Genomic DNA, 16,507 nt, shown 5'->3' on the forward strand with positions numbered 1-16,507 from the left:
GGCTTCGAAAGGCGTCGGCGTCATCGAAGCCGGTCGGCGCCGATGTCGGCAGCGCCCGGATGTGAGCGGGAGACAGTCATGGCATTCAATCCCCTGGAAGCAGCGGAAGGTCCCGAAGGGCCGGTCAACCCCTCCCCCTCGACCGGCGACGCGAGCGGCGGGGGCTCCTCGGACGGCGGTGGGTACGCGCCGGACGAAGAGCTGCCGCTCGCCGGTTACGCCACGCTTGCCGCGGTCTTCACCAGTGGTGCGGGGCTGTTCGCGCTCTGGGCGCGCAGAAGCGGACGGGTGCTGCCGTCCGACGTGCCGCCGTGGGATCTGTTCCTGCTCGGCACCGCCGCCTACAAGACGTCGCGCCTGGTGGCCAAGGACAAGATCACCAGTTTCGTCCGAGCGCCCTTCACCAGGCGCCAGGAGGTGATCAGTGCCAGCGAAGTCACGGACGCGCCCCGCGGACATGGCCTGCGCCTGGCCGCCGGGGAGCTCCTGGCGTGCCCGTTCTGCCTGGGAGCGTGGGTCGCCGGCGGCCTCGTCTGCGGGTACGCAACCGTCCCCCGTGCCACCCGGCTGATCGCAGCCGGGCTCACCGCCGCCACGGTCTCGGACTGGTTGCAGTACGCCTGGAGCTTCACCCAGCAGCAAGTGGACAACTGATCCGGCCGAGGAAACCCGGACCGTATGCCCGCGTAACGCCTACTTCGTCGGGTACTCGCTCCTCCCGGAAGACTCGCACCGATTCCTGGAGAAACCATGAAGCTCGCACCTCTCGCGCCCCTCTTCGAGCGTCCGGGGCCCTGGGCGACCGTCTACGTCGACACCTCCGTCGCCGACGAAGCGACTCTGGACCGGCGGGAGCTGCAAGCCCGGCAGGTCGCTCGGGATCTGACCGAGCAAGGGGCCGACGAAGCCACCTGCCGGGCGGTCCGTGAGGCGCTTGGCGCCTACTCGCACGGCGCAGGCGCCGCCGGGCGCGCGCTCTTCGCGGCACACGGCGAAGTGGTTCTCGATCCCCCGCTGAGTGTCCGGCCTCCCCGCGAATCGGCCAGCACCTGGTCACCACTGCCGCATGTCGGCCCGCTGCTGGAGCTGGCGCCGGCCGAGCCCGTCTGTCTCGTCGCCTACATCGACCGCACCGGAGCCGACTTCGAGCTGCGCACCGAGGTCGAGAAGCAACCCGCGGGCCAGGTGACCGGCAGGACCTGGCCCATCCACCGCACCTCGTCCGTCGACTGGTCGGAACGTCACTTCCAGCTGAGTGTGGAGAACACCTGGGAAGAGAACGCGCAGATCGTCGCCGAGGCACTGCAGAGGTGTCAGGAGGAGACCGGCGCCGACCTGATAGTGCTGGCCGGTGACGAGCGGGAACGACGGTATGTACGTGATCGTCTCCCGCAGAACCTGGCGGCCACAGCGGTCGAAACGGATCGGGCCGGCCGCGCGGCGGGCTCGGCGACCCCGCTGCTCGACGAGGACATCGCGCGGGCACGCGAGGAGTACGTCCGCCGCCGCACGGCCGACGAGCTGGCACACTTCCAGGAGGCCCGGACGCTCTCCGGCGGTCACCTGGACGCCGCGGAGGGGATACCGGCTCTGATCGAGGCAGCCCGCGAGCACCGCATCGACACGCTCTTCCTGCAGCCGGACGGCCCGGATGTGCACCGCGAGGTCTGGGCGGGCCCGGATCCCGACCAGATCGCGCTGCGTCGTACCGATGCCCGGTCCCTGGGTGAGCCCGAGCCCTTCGCCGCTCCCGCTGACGACGCCCTGCTGCGTTCGGTGGCGATGACCGACGCGGAAGCCGTGATCCTGCCCAGCAGCGACGCCGGCGCCGGGCACGGCGACTCCGCCGGCACGACACCGGTCGGCGGTCTCGGGGCGTTGCTGCGCTGGTCCTACGGCGGCGAGCACTCCCAGCCGGAGCCCGGCACCCGGTGATGCGGCCGGGACCCGGCCCTTGAGGTGATGCCGCCCGGTCCTCGGCCGCTCAGCGGATCACCGAGGCCTTGAGGGCCGGGCGTCGACCCGGGCGCTGTGCCGCCTACGTGCACCGGCGGCCCCGCCGCCGTCTCCCTCGGCGTCGAGCGACCGCCCGGGGGCGCGCTCACGGAGGGCCTGCTCCCGCACGCGTGCACACGTCCTGCTGATCAGCCGCGATATGTGCATCTGGGAAAGCCCCAGTTCGGCACCGATCTGGCTCTGTGTCATGCCGCGGAAGAAGCGCAGGTAAAGCACCTTCTGTTCCCGCTCGGGCAAGCGGCGCAGAGCGGGCTTGACGGCTTCCCGGGCGAGGATGACGTCGAACGCCGCGTCCGGTGCGCCCACCGTGTCGCTGAAGCTGAACCCACCGTCGGTGCCGAGCAGCTCCGCGTCGAGCGACAGGGCCGTGAAGCTGTCCAGCGCCTCCAGCCCGGCCCGCACGTCGTCCTCGCTCAGTCCCGTATGGGCGGCGATCTGCTCGATGGTCGGCTCCCTGCTGCCGCCCGCCTGAAGCTCCTTGCGCGCGGCGCGCACGGTGTTGCGCAGATCCTGCACGCGACGCGGCACATGCAACGTCCACATACGGTCGCGGAAGTGCCGTTTGATCTCCCCGGTGATCGTCGGGACGGCGTAACTTTCGAACGCCCCGCGCTCGACGTCATAACCGTCAACCGCTTTGACGAGCCCCAGCGCTGCTACCTGGCGCAGATCCTCGAGGAACTCTCCCCGGTTGCGGAATCGGCTCGCGATACGTTCGGCCATGGGCAGCCAGGCCCTGACGAGCTCCTCCCGCACGGCATCACGCTCCGGGCCGCAGGGCAGAGTCGCCAGGCGCTGGAAAGCGGCGGATGTGTCAGGGGAGTCGTCGTGCGGGCGGCGGGACGGGGCGGGAGTTCGCATTCCATCTGCTCCTCGGGCATGCAGCCGGACGGATCTCCGCGGGACCAGCTCACCGGACCGGGCCCGCCGGGGCCACGGCATGCGATGCGCGCCGCTCCCACGGCGCGTGCCTACTGGCCGAAGCACGAAAAATCGCCTGCCCCACCATTCACCCATCAAACAGCCCACTGTGCCACCGCACTACCGGCACCACAGGAGCCCGGCAGGCCCCTTCGGACGGCTCTGCCGGGCTACGAGTCGGCGATAAGATGGCGGGCTTCGGCGTCCCAGTCGACGTGCTCGCCCTCCCGTTGCGGTGGCACGACGTCGAAGGTGCGGGACAGCCAGGCCGCAAGCCTCGAGCGATCCACTTCGAACAGGGCGCCGTCTCCCTCCGGGCCGATCCGCAAGCGCAGTGTTCCGGATACGCCGCGCCCCGGGGCCGGCCACACCCGTACGTCGCCCATCCCCGCTCGTGCGTCCATTCCGGCCTGCAGCAGCTCGCGAGAGAGCCGCCAGCATGCCTGCTCCGCCTCACCGACACCCAGCGTCAGCGTGACCACGAAGGGATCCGCCGGTGCGTACTCGAACCGCGCCAACAGCGCGAGTCCCCGCTGGAGTCCGAGGTAGTGATGGGCCGCCATCGTGATACTGAGGCTTCGGGCGGCCGGGAGATCCGGCTTCGGGACGCTCCGGCCGGCCGACGGCAAGGACGTGATGATGTTGAGCACGTCGTGGAGTCCCGCCAGCCGTACCACGGTGCGGGTCAGGGGCTCGCGCAACAGCACCAGCAATCGGTGCCCGTCCGCGTCGGCGCGCTGGTGACAAGCCAGTAGGACAGTCAGGGCAGATGCATACAGCAGCGGAGCATGCACGTCGAGCACGACGCTGTTCTGCTGCTCCCCCTCGATGAGATCGAACAACTGTCGCTGAAGGGACGATGCGTTTTCACCGTCGATGACGTCGTGCACCTCGATCACCAGACAGTCCTCGTCACGACGGGAAAGAATCAGCATGTCGGCCCTCAGAATGCCGTAGGCGTCAGGCCGACGCCTTGAGTGGGTCGTGTCCCAGCCGCATCAGTTGATGGCGCCATTGCGTCCCTCCCGCCTCGGGATCGTTGTCGCCGGCATCATCACGCCGGCTTTCGACGCTGTCGACGACGAAGTACATGACACGGACGTCCTCGTCGGTCACATCGGTCCGCCGCTTCTGCAGAATCGAGAGGACCTGCTGACCGATTCCCGCTCCGGCGTCCTCCGGCAGAGATTCACTGTCCTCGGCCGCGTCGTCGACGCGCAGCCAGGCGGCCAGTTCTTGCGAGGTCATGTTGACCGCGCTGTGAAATCCCTCCCACAACGCGTCCAGCTCCAACTCGGAGATGTCTGCCACGGAGTCCTCCCTGCGCTCTGCGCCCACGGGTTGACGCGGAGAGTGCGGATCGGTCGTCAGCGGTGCCGTTCGGCGCGCCGGGCATGCGAGTGCCCGGCGCCCGGCGGGCGAAACCTACCGGGTGGCATCTCCGCCTATTCGGCGGCCGGCGTGGCAGGGGAACGCCGTGCAGCCGGCTTGGTGTGGATGTACAGGTCCTGGCGGTTGGGGGTACTGGGCTGTTTCGGCAGGGGCAGTTCATAACGGACATGACGCTGGTGATCAGCGAGTTGGCGCCCGGGGTTGTAGACCTGAGTGAACTTCCAGAGCATCCTGGCGAAGTTGGTCTGCCCGTGCGCGAGATTCCGACCCAGTACGCCCAGCGCCCCGATCGCGGTACTCAGGCCCAGGTGTTTGCGGTTGATGACCGACTGGGTACGGACGAGTTCCCGATAGAAGACGTCCAGCGGCAACGTCGTCGGTACCACGGCGTGCTGGATGTCGAAGAGCCGATAGTCCCGCGTGGTCAACTGGCGGGCCTCGGTGTGCCAGATCTCGGTCCCCGGGTAAGGGGTCATCACCGTGAGGTGCACGATCTCCGGAACGGACAGTGCGAACTCCCTGACGACGCGGAACCGTTCCTCGTCCCAGCCGGGGTCGACGATGAGGTTGATCGCCACACTGATCCCCAGCTTCCGCGCCACCTCCAGGGCCCGGATGTTCTCGTCGGGGCTCACCCGTTTCCGGTACAGGTCGAGGCCATCGGCGTCGATGGCCTCCATGCCCAGGAACATGTAGCGAAGTCCCAGGCGTGTCCAGCGCTCGAACACGTCCTGGTTGCGCAGCAACACGTCACTGCGCGTCTCCAGGTAGTACTTCTTCCGGATGCGGCGGCGCTCCAGTTCGGCGGCGATCCCGTGGCCGTGCTCGGGACGGATGAACGCCACATCGTCGACGATGAACACGTTGGGTTCCCGGATGGAGGCCATCTCCTCCGCCGCCGCCTCGGCGGACGCCTTGCGGTAGCTGCGGCCGTAGAAGGTCCACGCGGAACAGAACGAACAGTCCCAGGGACAGCCCCGGGTGAACTCGATGGAGGCGCAGGGATCGAGTTCACCAATGAAGTACCGGTTGCGTTTGCGCATGAGGTCACGTGCCGGCCGGGGGAAGTCGAGGGTCTCCAGCATGGTCGGTGCCGGTCCGCGGCCTTCGGCACAGACCACCCCCGGTACCGTCTTCAGCCCGCCGTCCCGGGCGGCCTGGAGGAGCGGTACGACCGCCGGTTCGCCCTCGCCGCGCACGATCGCGTCGACAGCCCCGTCCGCCTGGGCCAGCACGTGCTCGGCGATGAACGAGATGCTGTGGCCGCCGAAGAAGACGAAACACCCCGGCACCGTCGCTTTGACCTGCTGCGCGATCTCGATGGCCTCGGGGACATTGGCCAGGTAGTTCAGTGAGATGCCCAGCGCTTCCGGGGCGAATGAGGCGATCTCCCGGTCCAGGAGACCGCGCGACAGAACCTGCAGATCCACCACCCGCACGTCGTGTCCGGCGTCCCGGGCGGCTGCCGCGACCCGTTCCAGACCCAACGGTTCGAGACGGAGAAAGATCTCCGAGTACATCAGTGAACTCGGATGGACGAGCATCAGACGCATGTGATGCCTCCGGTCGACAGCAGGGCTCTCCTTTATGCCGTCCCGCCGGCACACCCGTGCTGAGGCTCGCCGCCGGCCTGCCACATGTCACCTCTTTGTCTGTGGGTCCGTCCGCGCCGCGATAGCCCGGGCGGAAGCGTCCGCGGTGGCGACGTCGCGCGGGTAGGTACGCAGTGCTGCCAAGCCCAGCAGACCCGCGGCGATCAGCGGGACGAGGGCGAGCAGAAACGTGTACTCCAGCCCGTCGGGACCGCCGAACACCTGCGTCGACACCCAACCGAACAGGGTGGGCGCCGCCGCCTCCCCCACGGTGCGCAGCAGCGTCCGGACTCCCTCCGCCCGGCCCCACATCAGCGGGGGGATGATGTCCAGCCGGGCGGCGTCCAGTGGCGGGTTCGCCGCACCGAGCAGAGCGGTGCCGCAGATCAGGAGCGGCAGCGCGACGAGCAGAGACGTGCTGTAGAGGGCGGGGGCCACCAGCAGGGGAAGGGCGAGCAGACACACCGTGGGTACCAGCACCCGGGCGTTGGCCCGGTCCCGGCTCAGCAGCCGGTCGGCGACCCGGCCGCCGAGGAGCACGCCGGCCAGGGCCCCGATCCCCACTACCAGTACCAGGGAACTGGCGACCGACGTGCTCACCCCGTAGTGGTGGGTCATGAACAGGGTGGCGAAGGAGCGCAGCCCGGCGAAGAAGAAGTAGCCGAGCGCGGAAGCGATGATCAGCACCAGATTGGTACGGACCCGCAGGACGTACCCGACGGTTCTCCACAGCGATAGCTTGCGCGGGTCGGAACGGAGCACCAACCGCTCGTCCGGCTGCACACCACTGCGCTCCACGGCCAACTCGGCTGCGCCCCGCTCCGGTGGCCCGCCACCGTCGCCGGGATCGTCGGACGAAGCGCCGTTCGGCTGCGACCGGTCGGCGGTGATCTCCCGTTCGTCCTGGATGCGTTCCTGTCCCGGCTGGATGTGGCCCTGCCCGCCGCGGGCCGGCTCAGGGAGCCGCGCGACCGCCCAGACCAGGAGCAGGCCGGGGATCACCAGCCACCAGAAGGCGAACCGCCAGCCGAGCGCGGACCCTACGATGCCGGAGACCGCGAAGCCCAGACCGGTGCCCAGCAGTTCGCCGCCGAGGACCGCCCCGTACATCCGGGCGCGGTCCCGTACCGGGAAGAAGTCCCCGATCAACGAGGCGACGGTGGGACCCGCCGTGGCGGAGACGGCGCCCAGGGCCGCCCGCGCGACCAGCAGCCACAGGTACGACGGGGCCATGGCGGACATGGCGGTGGCCGCCACCCACAGCGCGGTACTGGCCGCGAGCAGACGGGTGCGGCGCACCCGGTCGGTGAGGATTCCCACCGGAATGGTGCAGGCCGCTCCCACCAGGGAGACCACGGTGAGGAGCAGACCGATCTCGGTGTTGTTGATGCCGAAGGCGTGCTTGAGCGGGCCGGCCATGGTGGAGACCGCGCCCTTGTCCGCCCCGTCCAGCCCGAGGATGGCACCGAGGACCAGGACGGCTCTGGTACGCGCCGCCCCGCCGAGAGCGCGGTGCACCTTTTCCCTCAGCCGGTTCCTGAGGGTCAGCCGGTTTTCGCGGGCCGGCGGGTTCTCGGGGGGGCGCCCGCTCACGACGGAGCCGCGTTCATGGGTTCCCTGCTTCTCCGGTGCCCCCGGGGGTCTCCTCCTGCCGGCCGGCCTCACCGGCGAGCAGCGGGGAGCGGGTCAGCACGATGACCGCGGCCGCCACGACGGCGGCGGCCACGACCGACAGGATGATGAACAGCCCACCGCGTACCTCCTCGTCGAAGACGAGGACGCCCCACAGGATGGAGACGACCGGATCCGCCATGGTCAGTCCGGGCTGCGTGGCCAGCAGGCGGCCGGCCTGCATCGCCGACTGCAGCAGGAACATCGCTCCGGCGCCGGCCACGATCATGGCGTAGACCTGCCAGCTGGTGAACAGGGTGGCGATGCCCTGTGAGTACGTCCGCGTCATGCCTTTGATGAGGGCAGCGGTGAACCCGAAGCCGCACCCGGTCGCCACACCCAGCAGCGCTGCTCTGCGCGCGCCGGGCGGTGTCGTCCGGGCCCACCACACGAGGGCGCCGACCAGCAGCAGGTTGACGCAGGAGGCCAGCGCCCACAGCGGTCCGGAGACGTCGGCGCTGGAGCCCTCGGACGGCGACAAGAAGTACAGCAGTCCGGCCAGGCCGGCAGCCATCGCCGCCGAAGCGCCCCACTCACGTACGCCCAGCCGGCTTCGGAACACCAGCGCGGACAGGAGCAGAGTCACGGGAAGTTCCAGCACCAGCACCGGTTCCACCACCGAGAGGCGGCCATTGCTCAGCGCGACCGCCTGCAGGAGGAAACCGGCGATGACGGACAGGATTCCGGCGAACCATACCGGCCGGTGCAGCAGAGACAGGAGCAGCCGCCAACTCAGGTTCTCGCTCTCCGGCCGGTCCCGCGCCGCCTTGCGCTGGAGGACCGAGGCCGCCGCATTGGCGACAGCGGCCAGCACGGCGAGCAGAACACTCAGCAAGAACCGCTCCTGGGGTGTGGGCTGCTGCGAGCCTACGAGAGAGAGGGCGAGAACCCGACGTAACACGCGCTGCGCCAAAAACGCATATCTGAGCCGGACCTGATGCGTGCCCTGCCCGGGCGAAGGGTACTCCGAACCACACCACATACCCGCAGAGCGGACCCATAGGCAGGTGAGAACGGTGCCTGAACCCGGCAGCAAGAAGTACGACGCACGCCGCGCTCGTCTCCGCAAGGAGGCCGAAGACAGCGGGACCCCCGACCAGCAGGCGAACGAGACAGCCAACGATTCGCTGCAGGAGGACCCGCAGTGGCAGAGCAGGGGCCGCGCACCGAGCGTGGTTACGGGCCCAAGGGCGAGCGTTCCGAGCGGCACGACTGACGGTCGCGACTCCCACCGTCTGACCTGGACGTTCCTACGAGGCCTGGCCGGTGGCCATGGTGAACGCGGTGTCCGACCTTGAACGCATGTCCACCGGACTGCTCGGTGCCCGTCAGGGCATGGCACGGCAACAGCAGCCCTGTCCGGTTCGGGAACACGGCCGATGCCGGTGGCCGCGGAGCCGCAGTGGATGCCGCCACGGGCCTTCGCCGGCGGCGGACAGGTGACGATCAGCGTCGCGCTGGAGCCGGCGGGCCGCCTGCCGCAACGCCCGCTGACGGAACGACACCCTGAGCGAGACCACGCGACCAACCGCGGGACGACGTCATGGTGCTCTTCCTGAAATGGCAAGGCCCCGATACCGCTTCCCGAGGTACCCCGGTGGGATGGTGAGCAGGATCCTGCTCATACCACCGACCGACGGGAGGACGGGTTTCCGTGGTCTACCTCTTCGGACTGATCTCCGCCTGCCTGCTCGGTCTCGGCTTCGTGCTGCAGCAGCACGCCGCCGAACAGGCACCCGTCAGCGATGCCCTCTCCTTCCGTCTGCTGTGGGATCTGGTACACGTCCCGCTGTGGCTGGGCGGTATCGGCTGCATGGTGGCCGGTCAGATCCTCAGCGCCGTCGCCCTGAGCAAGGGAGACCTCTCCAAGGTGGAACCGCTGCTCGCCACCAACCTGCTGTTCGCCATGGCGCTCGCCCGCAGAACGAGCGGTCAGAGTCTGGGCGGGTCCGGTTGGGCCGGCGTACTGCTGCTCAGCGGCGGGGTGGCCGCCTTCATCATCGCAGGGCGGCCCACCGGCAGTTCCGCGCTGGTCGGCCCGCTGCGGCACTGGCTCGTCATCGGCCTCCTCACCGGGCTGGCCGTCGTACTCGTCATCATCGCCCGCCATCTGCCGTTCTTCGAGGAACCTCCCTTGCTGGCTGCCGCCGCCGGAACTCTGTACGGACTGCAGGACGCCCTCACCCGGGTGTCCAGCCAGATCGTGCATCGTTCGGGGGTGTCCGGCCTGCTGACGAGCTGGGAACCGTACGCGGTCGTCGCCCTTGCCGTCACCGGCCTGATGCTGGTTCAGAGCGCCTTCGAAGGGGGCCCGCTGCGCATGTCCCTGCCCGCGCTCACGGCCGCCGAACCGCTTGCCGGAATCGTCTGCGGCATCGGCTTCCTCGGAGACCGGCTGCGTACCGATCCCGTCGCCCTGGCCTGGCAGACCATCGGGCTGATCTCGGTGGTCACCGGCGTCTACGTGCTCGCGCGCCACCCGGCCATGCCCGGCTCCGAGGCTCCCCCGCCCGACCATGCCGAGGAGAGCTGACCACACCGTCCCTGGGACAGCGGTTTTGTTTGCGCCGTCGCGTCCGGGTAACTCGGAGGAAGTTCTACCGGTTCTGCCGGTTCTGTTCCTGTGAACCATGAATGGGAGAGGCCATGCCAAAGGTTGCCGACTTCATCCTCCAGCGTCTCAGCGAATGGGGCGTGAAGCGCGTGTACGGCTATCCGGGTGACGGCATCAACGGGTTCCTCGGCGCGTACGACCGGGCCGAGGGCAACCCTGAGTTCATCCAGACCCGGCATGAGGAAATGGCCGCGTTCATGGCCTGTGCCCACGCCAAGTTCACCGGCGAGGTCGGCTGCTGTACTGCTACGTCGGGACCAGGGGCAGTGCATCTGCTCAACGGGCTCTACGACGCCAAACTCGACCACCAGCCGGTGGTGGCGATCGTGGGCCAGCAGAAGCGGCTCTGCCTGGGATCGCACTACCAGCAGGAGATCCATCTGGACCGGCTCTTCGCGGACGTCTCCGAGTTCTGCGAGATGGTCGTACATCCCGGGCAGGCACGGCATGTCGTGGACCGCGCCTTCAAGACGGCACTGTCCACCCGCGGGGTCGCCACGGTGATCGTCCCCGAAGACATCCAGGAAGAAGAGGCCCAGCCGTCCCCGCCCAAGGCACACGGTTCGGTGTTCTCCAGCGTCGGCTGGAGTCAGCCGCGGGTGCTGCCCAACGAGGACGAGCTGCGCCGGGCGGCGAGCGTCCTCAATGAGGGCAGCAAGGTCGCCATTCTCGTCGGCCAGGGCGCCGCCAAGGCCCAGTCCGAGGTCATCGAGGTCGCCGAACTGCTGGGAGCGGGCGTGGCCAAGGCGCTGCTCGGGCGGGAGGTACTGCCGGACGATCTGCCGTTCGTCACCGGACCGATCGGGCTGCTGGGCACCAAGGCATCCGACAACATGATCCAGGAGTGCGACACCCTTCTCATGATCGGCAGCAGCTTCCCCTATGCCGAGTGGCTTCCCGACGAGGGCCAGGCCCGGGGCGTCGAGATCGACATCGACGGTCGCATGATCGGCATCCGCTACCCCATGGAGGCCCACCTCATCGGTGACTCCAAGGAGACCCTGCACGCTCTGATCCCCCACCTGCGGCGCAAGGAGGACCGCAGTTGGCGCGAGAAGATCGAGAAGGACGTGCGGGAGTGGAACGACGTCTGCGAACGCCGCGCCGACCAGCACTTCGGCAACACCATCAACCCGCAGGCGGTGGCCAGTGAGCTCTCTCCGCTGCTTCCCGACGGCGCCATCGTCACCGCGGACTCCGGCTCCGGCACCAACTGGTGGGCCCGGCACCTCAAGCTGCGCGACGGCATGCGGGCCTCTCTCTCCGGGACCCTCGCCACCATGGGCCCCGGCGTGCCGTACGCGATCGCCGCACGGTTCGCCTATCCGGACCGCCCCGTCATCGCGTTCGTCGGCGACGGCGCCTTCCAGATGAACGGCATGAACGAGATGATCACCGTCAAGCGGTATCTCGACCGGCTCGCTGGAAGCCCGCCGTTCATCTTCTGCATCTTCAACAACCAGGACCTCAATCAGGTCACCTGGGAACAACGAGCGATGGCCGGCGACCCCAAGTACCCCGGCTCGCAGTACATTCCGGACGTGCCCTACGCCCGCTACGCCGAGCTGCTGGGGCTGAAGGGCATCTACTGCGACCAGCCGAAGAAGGTCGGCAAGGCCTGGGAAGAGGCACTGGCCTCCGATCGGCCGGTGGTACTGGAGTTCAAGGTCGACCAGGAGATCGCCCCCATCCCGCCGCACATCATGCTGGAGCAGGGCAAGAAGGCCGCCAAGGCGGCAGTCCACGACCCCGAGAAGGTCGGCATCGCAGCCCGTGGGATGCGGCAGAAGCTGACGGAGTTCGCCGAACGTCTCCCCGGGCGCGGAAACGAGGAGTGACACCCGGTCGCGTTTACTTCCCGCTGTTCCGGACACCCCGGAAGAGCCTCCGTCACCCGTGGCGGGGCGCAGCGGGAAGGGAGCGACTGTGGGCGTCGAGCGGACGATCGATGCGGTGAACGTGCACGCCTTCGAGGTACCGACGGACGGGCCGGACGGTGTGGAGCAGGACGGGACGCTGGGGTGGGACTCCACCACCATGGTGCTGGTCGAAGTGCGCAGCGGGAGTACCACCGGGATCGGTTACACCTACGGGGACGTCTCGGTGGCCTCCTTCATCGAGTCGAAGCTGGCTTCCACCGCTCTGGGGAGCTGCGCGCTGTCCCCTCCCGCGCTCTGGCACCGCATGTTCGCCGGCATCCGTAACGCGGGGCGGCCCGGCGTCGGCGCCATGGCGGTCTCGGCGGTGGACGTGGCGCTGTGGGATCTCAAGGCCAGGTTGCTGGAACAGCCGCTGACCGCCGTCCTGCCCGCCTTCCACGACGAGGTACCGGTGTACGGGAGCGGAGGTTTCACGAACTACCCCCCGGAGCGGCTCGCCGATCAGCTCTCCGGCTGGGTCGAGCAGGGCATCGGACGGGTCAAGCTCAAGACGTCCCGCCGACCGGACGAAGATCCCGCACGGCTGTCTGCGGTACGCCGGGCGATCGGCGACGGGCCGGAGCTTTTCACCGATGCCAACGGGGCTCTGACGGCGAAGCAGGCGCTCTACTGGTCCCGGCGTTTCGCCGAGGAGTGGGGGGTGACCTGGTTCGAGGAGCCGGTGAGCTCCGCCGACTTCGAGGGCCTGCGGTTGGTGCGTGAGCAGGGGCCGGGAGGGCTGGAGGTCACGGCCGGCGAGTATGCCTTCGTGCTGCGGGACTTCGTCAATCTGATCGAGGCCCGAGCAGTGGACTGCCTCCAGGCGGACGTCACCCGGTGCGGCGGTATCACCGGCCTGCTGCACGTCTCGGGGCTGTCCGCGGCTCACCTGATCGATCTCTCCGCGCACTGCGCCCCCGCGGTCTCCGCGCATGCCTTCTGCGCGGTCGACCGACTGCGCCACCTGGAGTACTTCCACGATCACGTGCGGGTGGAGCGGATGGTCCTCGACGGCACGCTCTCCCCCGTCGGGGGCGCGCTACGGCCCGATACCGGCAGGCCCGGTCTCGGGCTGGAGGTGAAGTGGACGGACGCGGAGCGGTACCGCGTCCACGGCCGCCGACCGGCCTGAACATGGCAGAACGTCATCTTCGAGAGGGACTTACGGACATGTCGAGTACACCGCGGCGAGCGACGCAACAGGTTCCGGCCAAGACGGACCCCGGCCTCGCCGGTCCCCCGCGGGCCCGCGACACCATCGCGGTGGGGAAGCTGGAGCGTGCGCTGCGCAAAGCCGTGCGGGGCGAGGTGCGTTTCGACAACGGCACCAAAGCGCTGTATGCCCAGGACTCGTCCAATTACCGTCAGGTGCCGATCGGTGTGGTCATCCCCCGCACGCTGGATGACGTGGTGGCGGTCCACCGGATCTGCCACGAGTTCGGCGCGCCGATCCTGAACCGCGGCGGCGGCACCAGCCTCTCCGGTGAGACGGTGAACTACGCGGTGGTCATCGACCACTCCAAGTACCTGACCGCCATCGGGGAGTTCGATCCTGCCGCCCGCGTGGTGACCTGTCAGCCCGGAGTCATCAACGAGGAGCTCAACCGGCACACCGGTCAGCGGAATCTGGTCTTCGGCCCCGACCCGTCCTCCCATTCGCGGTGCGTGATCGGCGGGAACCTCGGCAACAACTCCTGCGGTATCCACTCCGTGCAGTCCCAGCTCTACGGACCGGGCCCGCGCACCTCCGACAACGTGCACGCGCTCGAGATCGTCACCTACGAAGGTGAGCGGTTCTGGGTGGGCGTCAACGAGGAGGAGCAGCTCGACCGGATCATCGCGGACGGTGGCCGCAAAGGGGAGATCTACGCGGCTCTGCGCGAATTGCGTGACCGGTACGCCGACGTCATCAGGGAGGGCTACCGGTCGGTCGAGGAGATGCCGCGTCGGGTGTCGGGCTACAACCTGGACGAGTTGCTGCCCGAGAAGGGTTTCAACGTGGCGCGCGCCCTGGTCGGCACCGAAAGTACCTGTGCCACCGCGCTGCAGGCGGTGCTGATGCTCACGCCGGCCATGCTGCAGCGCACCCTCGTCGTGGTGGAGTACGACGAGCTGGCCGACGCGGCCGAGCACTGCGAGGAGATCATCGAGCGTTTCCGGCCGATCGGTCTGGAAGGGCTCGACCATGAGCTGATCCGGGACCAGCAGCTGCAGGACATGCATGTCGACGACATCGAGGAGCTGCCCCGCCTGGGCGGCGCAGCATGGCTGCTGGTCCAGTTCGGAGCAGACTCCGCCGAGGAGTCCGTGTCCCGGGCGGAAGCCTTCATGGAGTGGCTGACCAACGAGAAGGGGTATGCGCGCGACCGGGTCGTCATGGCCAGGAGCGCCCAGGAGGGCGGCAACAGCGGCGATCTGTGGGCCATCAGGGAAGGCGGTCTGGGATCCACCGCGTTCCCACCGGACGGGCAGGATCACTGGCCCGGCTGGGAGGACTCGGCGGTACCGCCGAGCAGGATCGGCGAATACATCAAGGCGCTGCGCAAGGTCATGGACAAGCACTCCATCACCGGGGCGATGTACGGCCACTTCGGGCAGGGCTGCATTCACTCCCGGCTCAGCTTCGACCTTCGCCACGCCGACGGCCTGGCCACCTATCGCGCCTTCATGGAGGACGCCGCCGACCTCGTCGCCGGCATGGGTGGCTCGCTGTCCGGCGAGCACGGTGACGGTCAGCAGCGAGCGGAACTTCTGGAGAAGCAGTACGGCACGGAACTCATGACGGCCATGCGTGAGTTCAAGCGGATCTGGGACCCGCAGGGAAAGATGAATCCCGGCAAGGTGATCGATGCGTACCGGCTGGACGAAGACCTCAAGCTGGGCACCGACTACAACCCACCGCGCACGCAGCTGAAGTTCGCCTATCCGGAGGACAAGGGCGACTTCGCCCACGCGACCCTGCGGTGCGTCGGCGTCGGCAAGTGCCGCGTCCCCGACGCACAGACCACGATGTGCCCCAGCTACCAGGTGACCCGCGAGGAGAAGCACACCACCCGGGGGCGGGCCCGGATGCTCTTCGAGATGCTGCAGGGCGATGTGATCACCGACGGCTGGCAGTCGAAGGAAGTCGCCGAATCCCTCGACCTGTGCCTCGCCTGCAAGGGATGCACCAATGACTGCCCGGTCAACGTCGACATGCCCACCTACAAGTCGGAGTTCCTGCACCACCATTACCAATCACTGCGCCGCTGGCGTCCGCGCCACGCCTACGCGTTCGGCTTCATCGACCAGGCGGCGCGCATCGCTTCCCGGCTTCCCGAGATCGCCAACTTCGTCACGCACACTCCGGGTCTTTCCCGCCTCGCCAAAGTGGCGGCCGGCATCGACCGACGTCGACCACTGCCGCGCTTCGCCCCCATGACGCTTCAACAGTGGTTCCAGCGCCGTGGCGGCACGGTCAATCCCGGCGGTCGACCGGTGGTGCTCTTCCCGGACACCTTCAACAACCACTTCCACACCGAGGTGGGGGTCGCCTGTGTGGAAGCCATCGAAGCCGCAGGCTGGCAGGTGATCATGCCGGAGGGACACCTCTGCTGTGGTCGGCCACTGTACGACTACGGCTTCCTGGACGCCGCCGAACGCTACCTGCACAACGTCATCGACACGCTGCGCGAGCATGTCCGCGCCGGCACGCCGGTCGTCGGCATGGAGCCCAGTTGCCTGGCCGTCTTCAAGGACGAACTGAGCAAGATGCTGCCGCACGACGACGATGCCGCCCGGTTGGCCCGCAACTCCTACCACTTCGCGGAGTTCTTCCGCGCACACGACATCCGGCCCCCGAAACTCGAGGGCAACGCCCTGCTGTGGGGCCATTGCCATCAGCGGGCGACCGGCGGGATGACGGCCGAACAGGAACTCCTGCAGGACATGGGGCTCGACGTCGACAACCTCAAGGGCGGCTGCTGCGGGCTGGCCGGCTCGTGGGGGTTCGAGGACGGCAAGTACGAGATCTCCATGGACTGCGGCGAACAAGCCCTGCTCCCCGCCGTACGCAAGGCCGACAGCGACACACTCGTCGTCGCCGACGGCTTCTCCTGCAAGACGCAGATCCAGCATGCCGGCACCAAGCGCAAGGCGCTGCACACCGCCGAGGTCATGCGGATCGCTCGGGAGAACGAGACCCGCCGCACCGACGACCGGAAGCAGCGATCGCGTCACGCGAGCCGCCGCCCCTCCCCGCCGGCGGCGGTCCGCGTGACGCGCACCGCTCTGCCGGCGCTGCTGGGAGCGGTACTGCTGTGGACGGGCCGCCGCGCGGCCCGAGGTACGCGCAGCTCAGGGTGGCGATCCGCCCGGCCGGGCAGCTGATACGACCATATGTG

General features: G+C 68.6%; 12 protein-coding genes. 6 read left to right on the forward strand and 6 right to left on the reverse strand.

Annotated elements, in window-relative coordinates; all coding sequences use genetic code 11:
- Positions 1-78 precede the first annotated feature (78 nt).
- Positions 79-654, forward strand: a complete 576-nt coding sequence (locus AB0M87_RS15355; protein WP_365852900.1) for a DUF1360 domain-containing protein — start codon at positions 79-81, stop codon at positions 652-654.
- A gap of 96 nt (positions 655-750) precedes the next feature.
- Positions 751-1,935, forward strand: a complete 1,185-nt coding sequence (locus AB0M87_RS15360) for a Vms1/Ankzf1 family peptidyl-tRNA hydrolase (protein WP_365852902.1) — start codon at positions 751-753, stop codon at positions 1,933-1,935.
- Positions 1,936-1,992: 57 nt separating this feature from the next.
- Here the strand turns inward: AB0M87_RS15360 and AB0M87_RS15365 are convergent, their stop codons facing one another.
- The 6 genes from AB0M87_RS15365 to AB0M87_RS15390 form a co-directional block, all read right to left on the reverse strand.
- Positions 1,993-2,877, reverse strand: coding sequence for a SigB/SigF/SigG family RNA polymerase sigma factor (locus AB0M87_RS15365; RefSeq protein ID WP_365852904.1), 885 nt, complete (start codon positions 2,875-2,877; stop codon positions 1,993-1,995).
- Between the two features lie 230 nt (positions 2,878-3,107).
- Positions 3,108-3,872 carry an SsgA family sporulation/cell division regulator gene (locus AB0M87_RS15370; protein ID WP_365852906.1) on the reverse strand — a complete coding sequence of 255 codons (765 nt, stop codon included), beginning with the start codon at positions 3,870-3,872 and terminating at the stop codon, positions 3,108-3,110.
- A gap of 25 nt (positions 3,873-3,897) precedes the next feature.
- The gene (locus AB0M87_RS15375) at positions 3,898-4,239 is read right to left on the reverse strand and encodes a DUF3140 domain-containing protein (RefSeq protein WP_365853411.1); all 342 of its coding nucleotides are present in this window, start codon (positions 4,237-4,239) and stop codon (positions 3,898-3,900) included.
- Between the two features lie 143 nt (positions 4,240-4,382).
- Positions 4,383-5,882 (reverse strand): hopanoid C-3 methylase HpnR, encoded by a 1,500-nt coding sequence (gene hpnR, locus AB0M87_RS15380; RefSeq protein WP_365852908.1) that lies wholly within the window; start codon positions 5,880-5,882, stop codon positions 4,383-4,385.
- 87 nt (positions 5,883-5,969) lie between these two features.
- Positions 5,970-7,514, reverse strand: coding sequence for an MFS transporter (locus tag AB0M87_RS15385; RefSeq protein ID WP_365852910.1), 1,545 nt, complete (start codon positions 7,512-7,514; stop codon positions 5,970-5,972).
- A gap of 13 nt (positions 7,515-7,527) precedes the next feature.
- Positions 7,528-8,427, reverse strand: a complete 900-nt coding sequence (locus AB0M87_RS15390) for a DMT family transporter (protein WP_365852912.1) — start codon at positions 8,425-8,427, stop codon at positions 7,528-7,530.
- Positions 8,428-9,246: 819 nt separating this feature from the next.
- Here AB0M87_RS15390 and AB0M87_RS15395 point away from each other — a divergent pair.
- The 4 genes from AB0M87_RS15395 (at position 9,247) to AB0M87_RS15410 (ending at position 16,493) form a co-directional block, all read left to right on the forward strand.
- A complete protein-coding gene (locus tag AB0M87_RS15395; RefSeq protein WP_365852914.1) occupies positions 9,247-10,125 on the forward strand; it encodes a DMT family transporter in 879 nt (292 codons plus the stop codon).
- 113 nt (positions 10,126-10,238) lie between these two features.
- Positions 10,239-12,044, forward strand: a complete 1,806-nt coding sequence (locus AB0M87_RS15400) for a thiamine pyrophosphate-requiring protein (RefSeq protein WP_365852916.1) — start codon at positions 10,239-10,241, stop codon at positions 12,042-12,044.
- Between the two features lie 88 nt (positions 12,045-12,132).
- Positions 12,133-13,257 (forward strand): enolase C-terminal domain-like protein, encoded by a 1,125-nt coding sequence (locus AB0M87_RS15405; RefSeq protein ID WP_365852918.1) that lies wholly within the window; start codon positions 12,133-12,135, stop codon positions 13,255-13,257.
- A gap of 38 nt (positions 13,258-13,295) precedes the next feature.
- Entirely contained in the window at positions 13,296-16,493 is a 3,198-nt protein-coding gene (locus AB0M87_RS15410) for an FAD-linked oxidase C-terminal domain-containing protein (protein ID WP_365852920.1), read from the forward strand.
- The last annotated feature ends 14 nt before the right edge of the window (positions 16,494-16,507 follow it).

This window comes from Streptomyces sp. NPDC051320, assembly GCF_040682175.1.
GTDB lineage: Bacteria > Actinomycetota > Actinomycetes > Streptomycetales > Streptomycetaceae > Streptomyces.

Bases quoted from the DNA above. Each gene is read 5' to 3' on its own strand.
- AB0M87_RS15400 (WP_365852916.1), top strand. From the start codon at position 10,239: ATGCCAAAGGTTGCCGACTTCATCCTCCAGCGTCTCAGCGAATGGGGC.
- AB0M87_RS15355 (WP_365852900.1), top strand. From the start codon at position 79: ATGGCATTCAATCCCCTGGAAGCAGCGGAAGGTCCCGAAGGGCCGGTC.
- AB0M87_RS15360 (WP_365852902.1), top strand. From the start codon at position 751: ATGAAGCTCGCACCTCTCGCGCCCCTCTTCGAGCGTCCGGGGCCCTGG.
- AB0M87_RS15370 (WP_365852906.1), bottom strand. From the start codon at position 3,872: ATGCTGATTCTTTCCCGTCGTGACGAGGACTGTCTGGTGATCGAGGTG.
- AB0M87_RS15365 (WP_365852904.1), bottom strand. From the start codon at position 2,877: ATGCGAACTCCCGCCCCGTCCCGCCGCCCGCACGACGACTCCCCTGAC.
- hpnR (WP_365852908.1), bottom strand. From the start codon at position 5,882: ATGCGTCTGATGCTCGTCCATCCGAGTTCACTGATGTACTCGGAGATC.
- AB0M87_RS15410 (WP_365852920.1), top strand. From the start codon at position 13,296: ATGTCGAGTACACCGCGGCGAGCGACGCAACAGGTTCCGGCCAAGACG.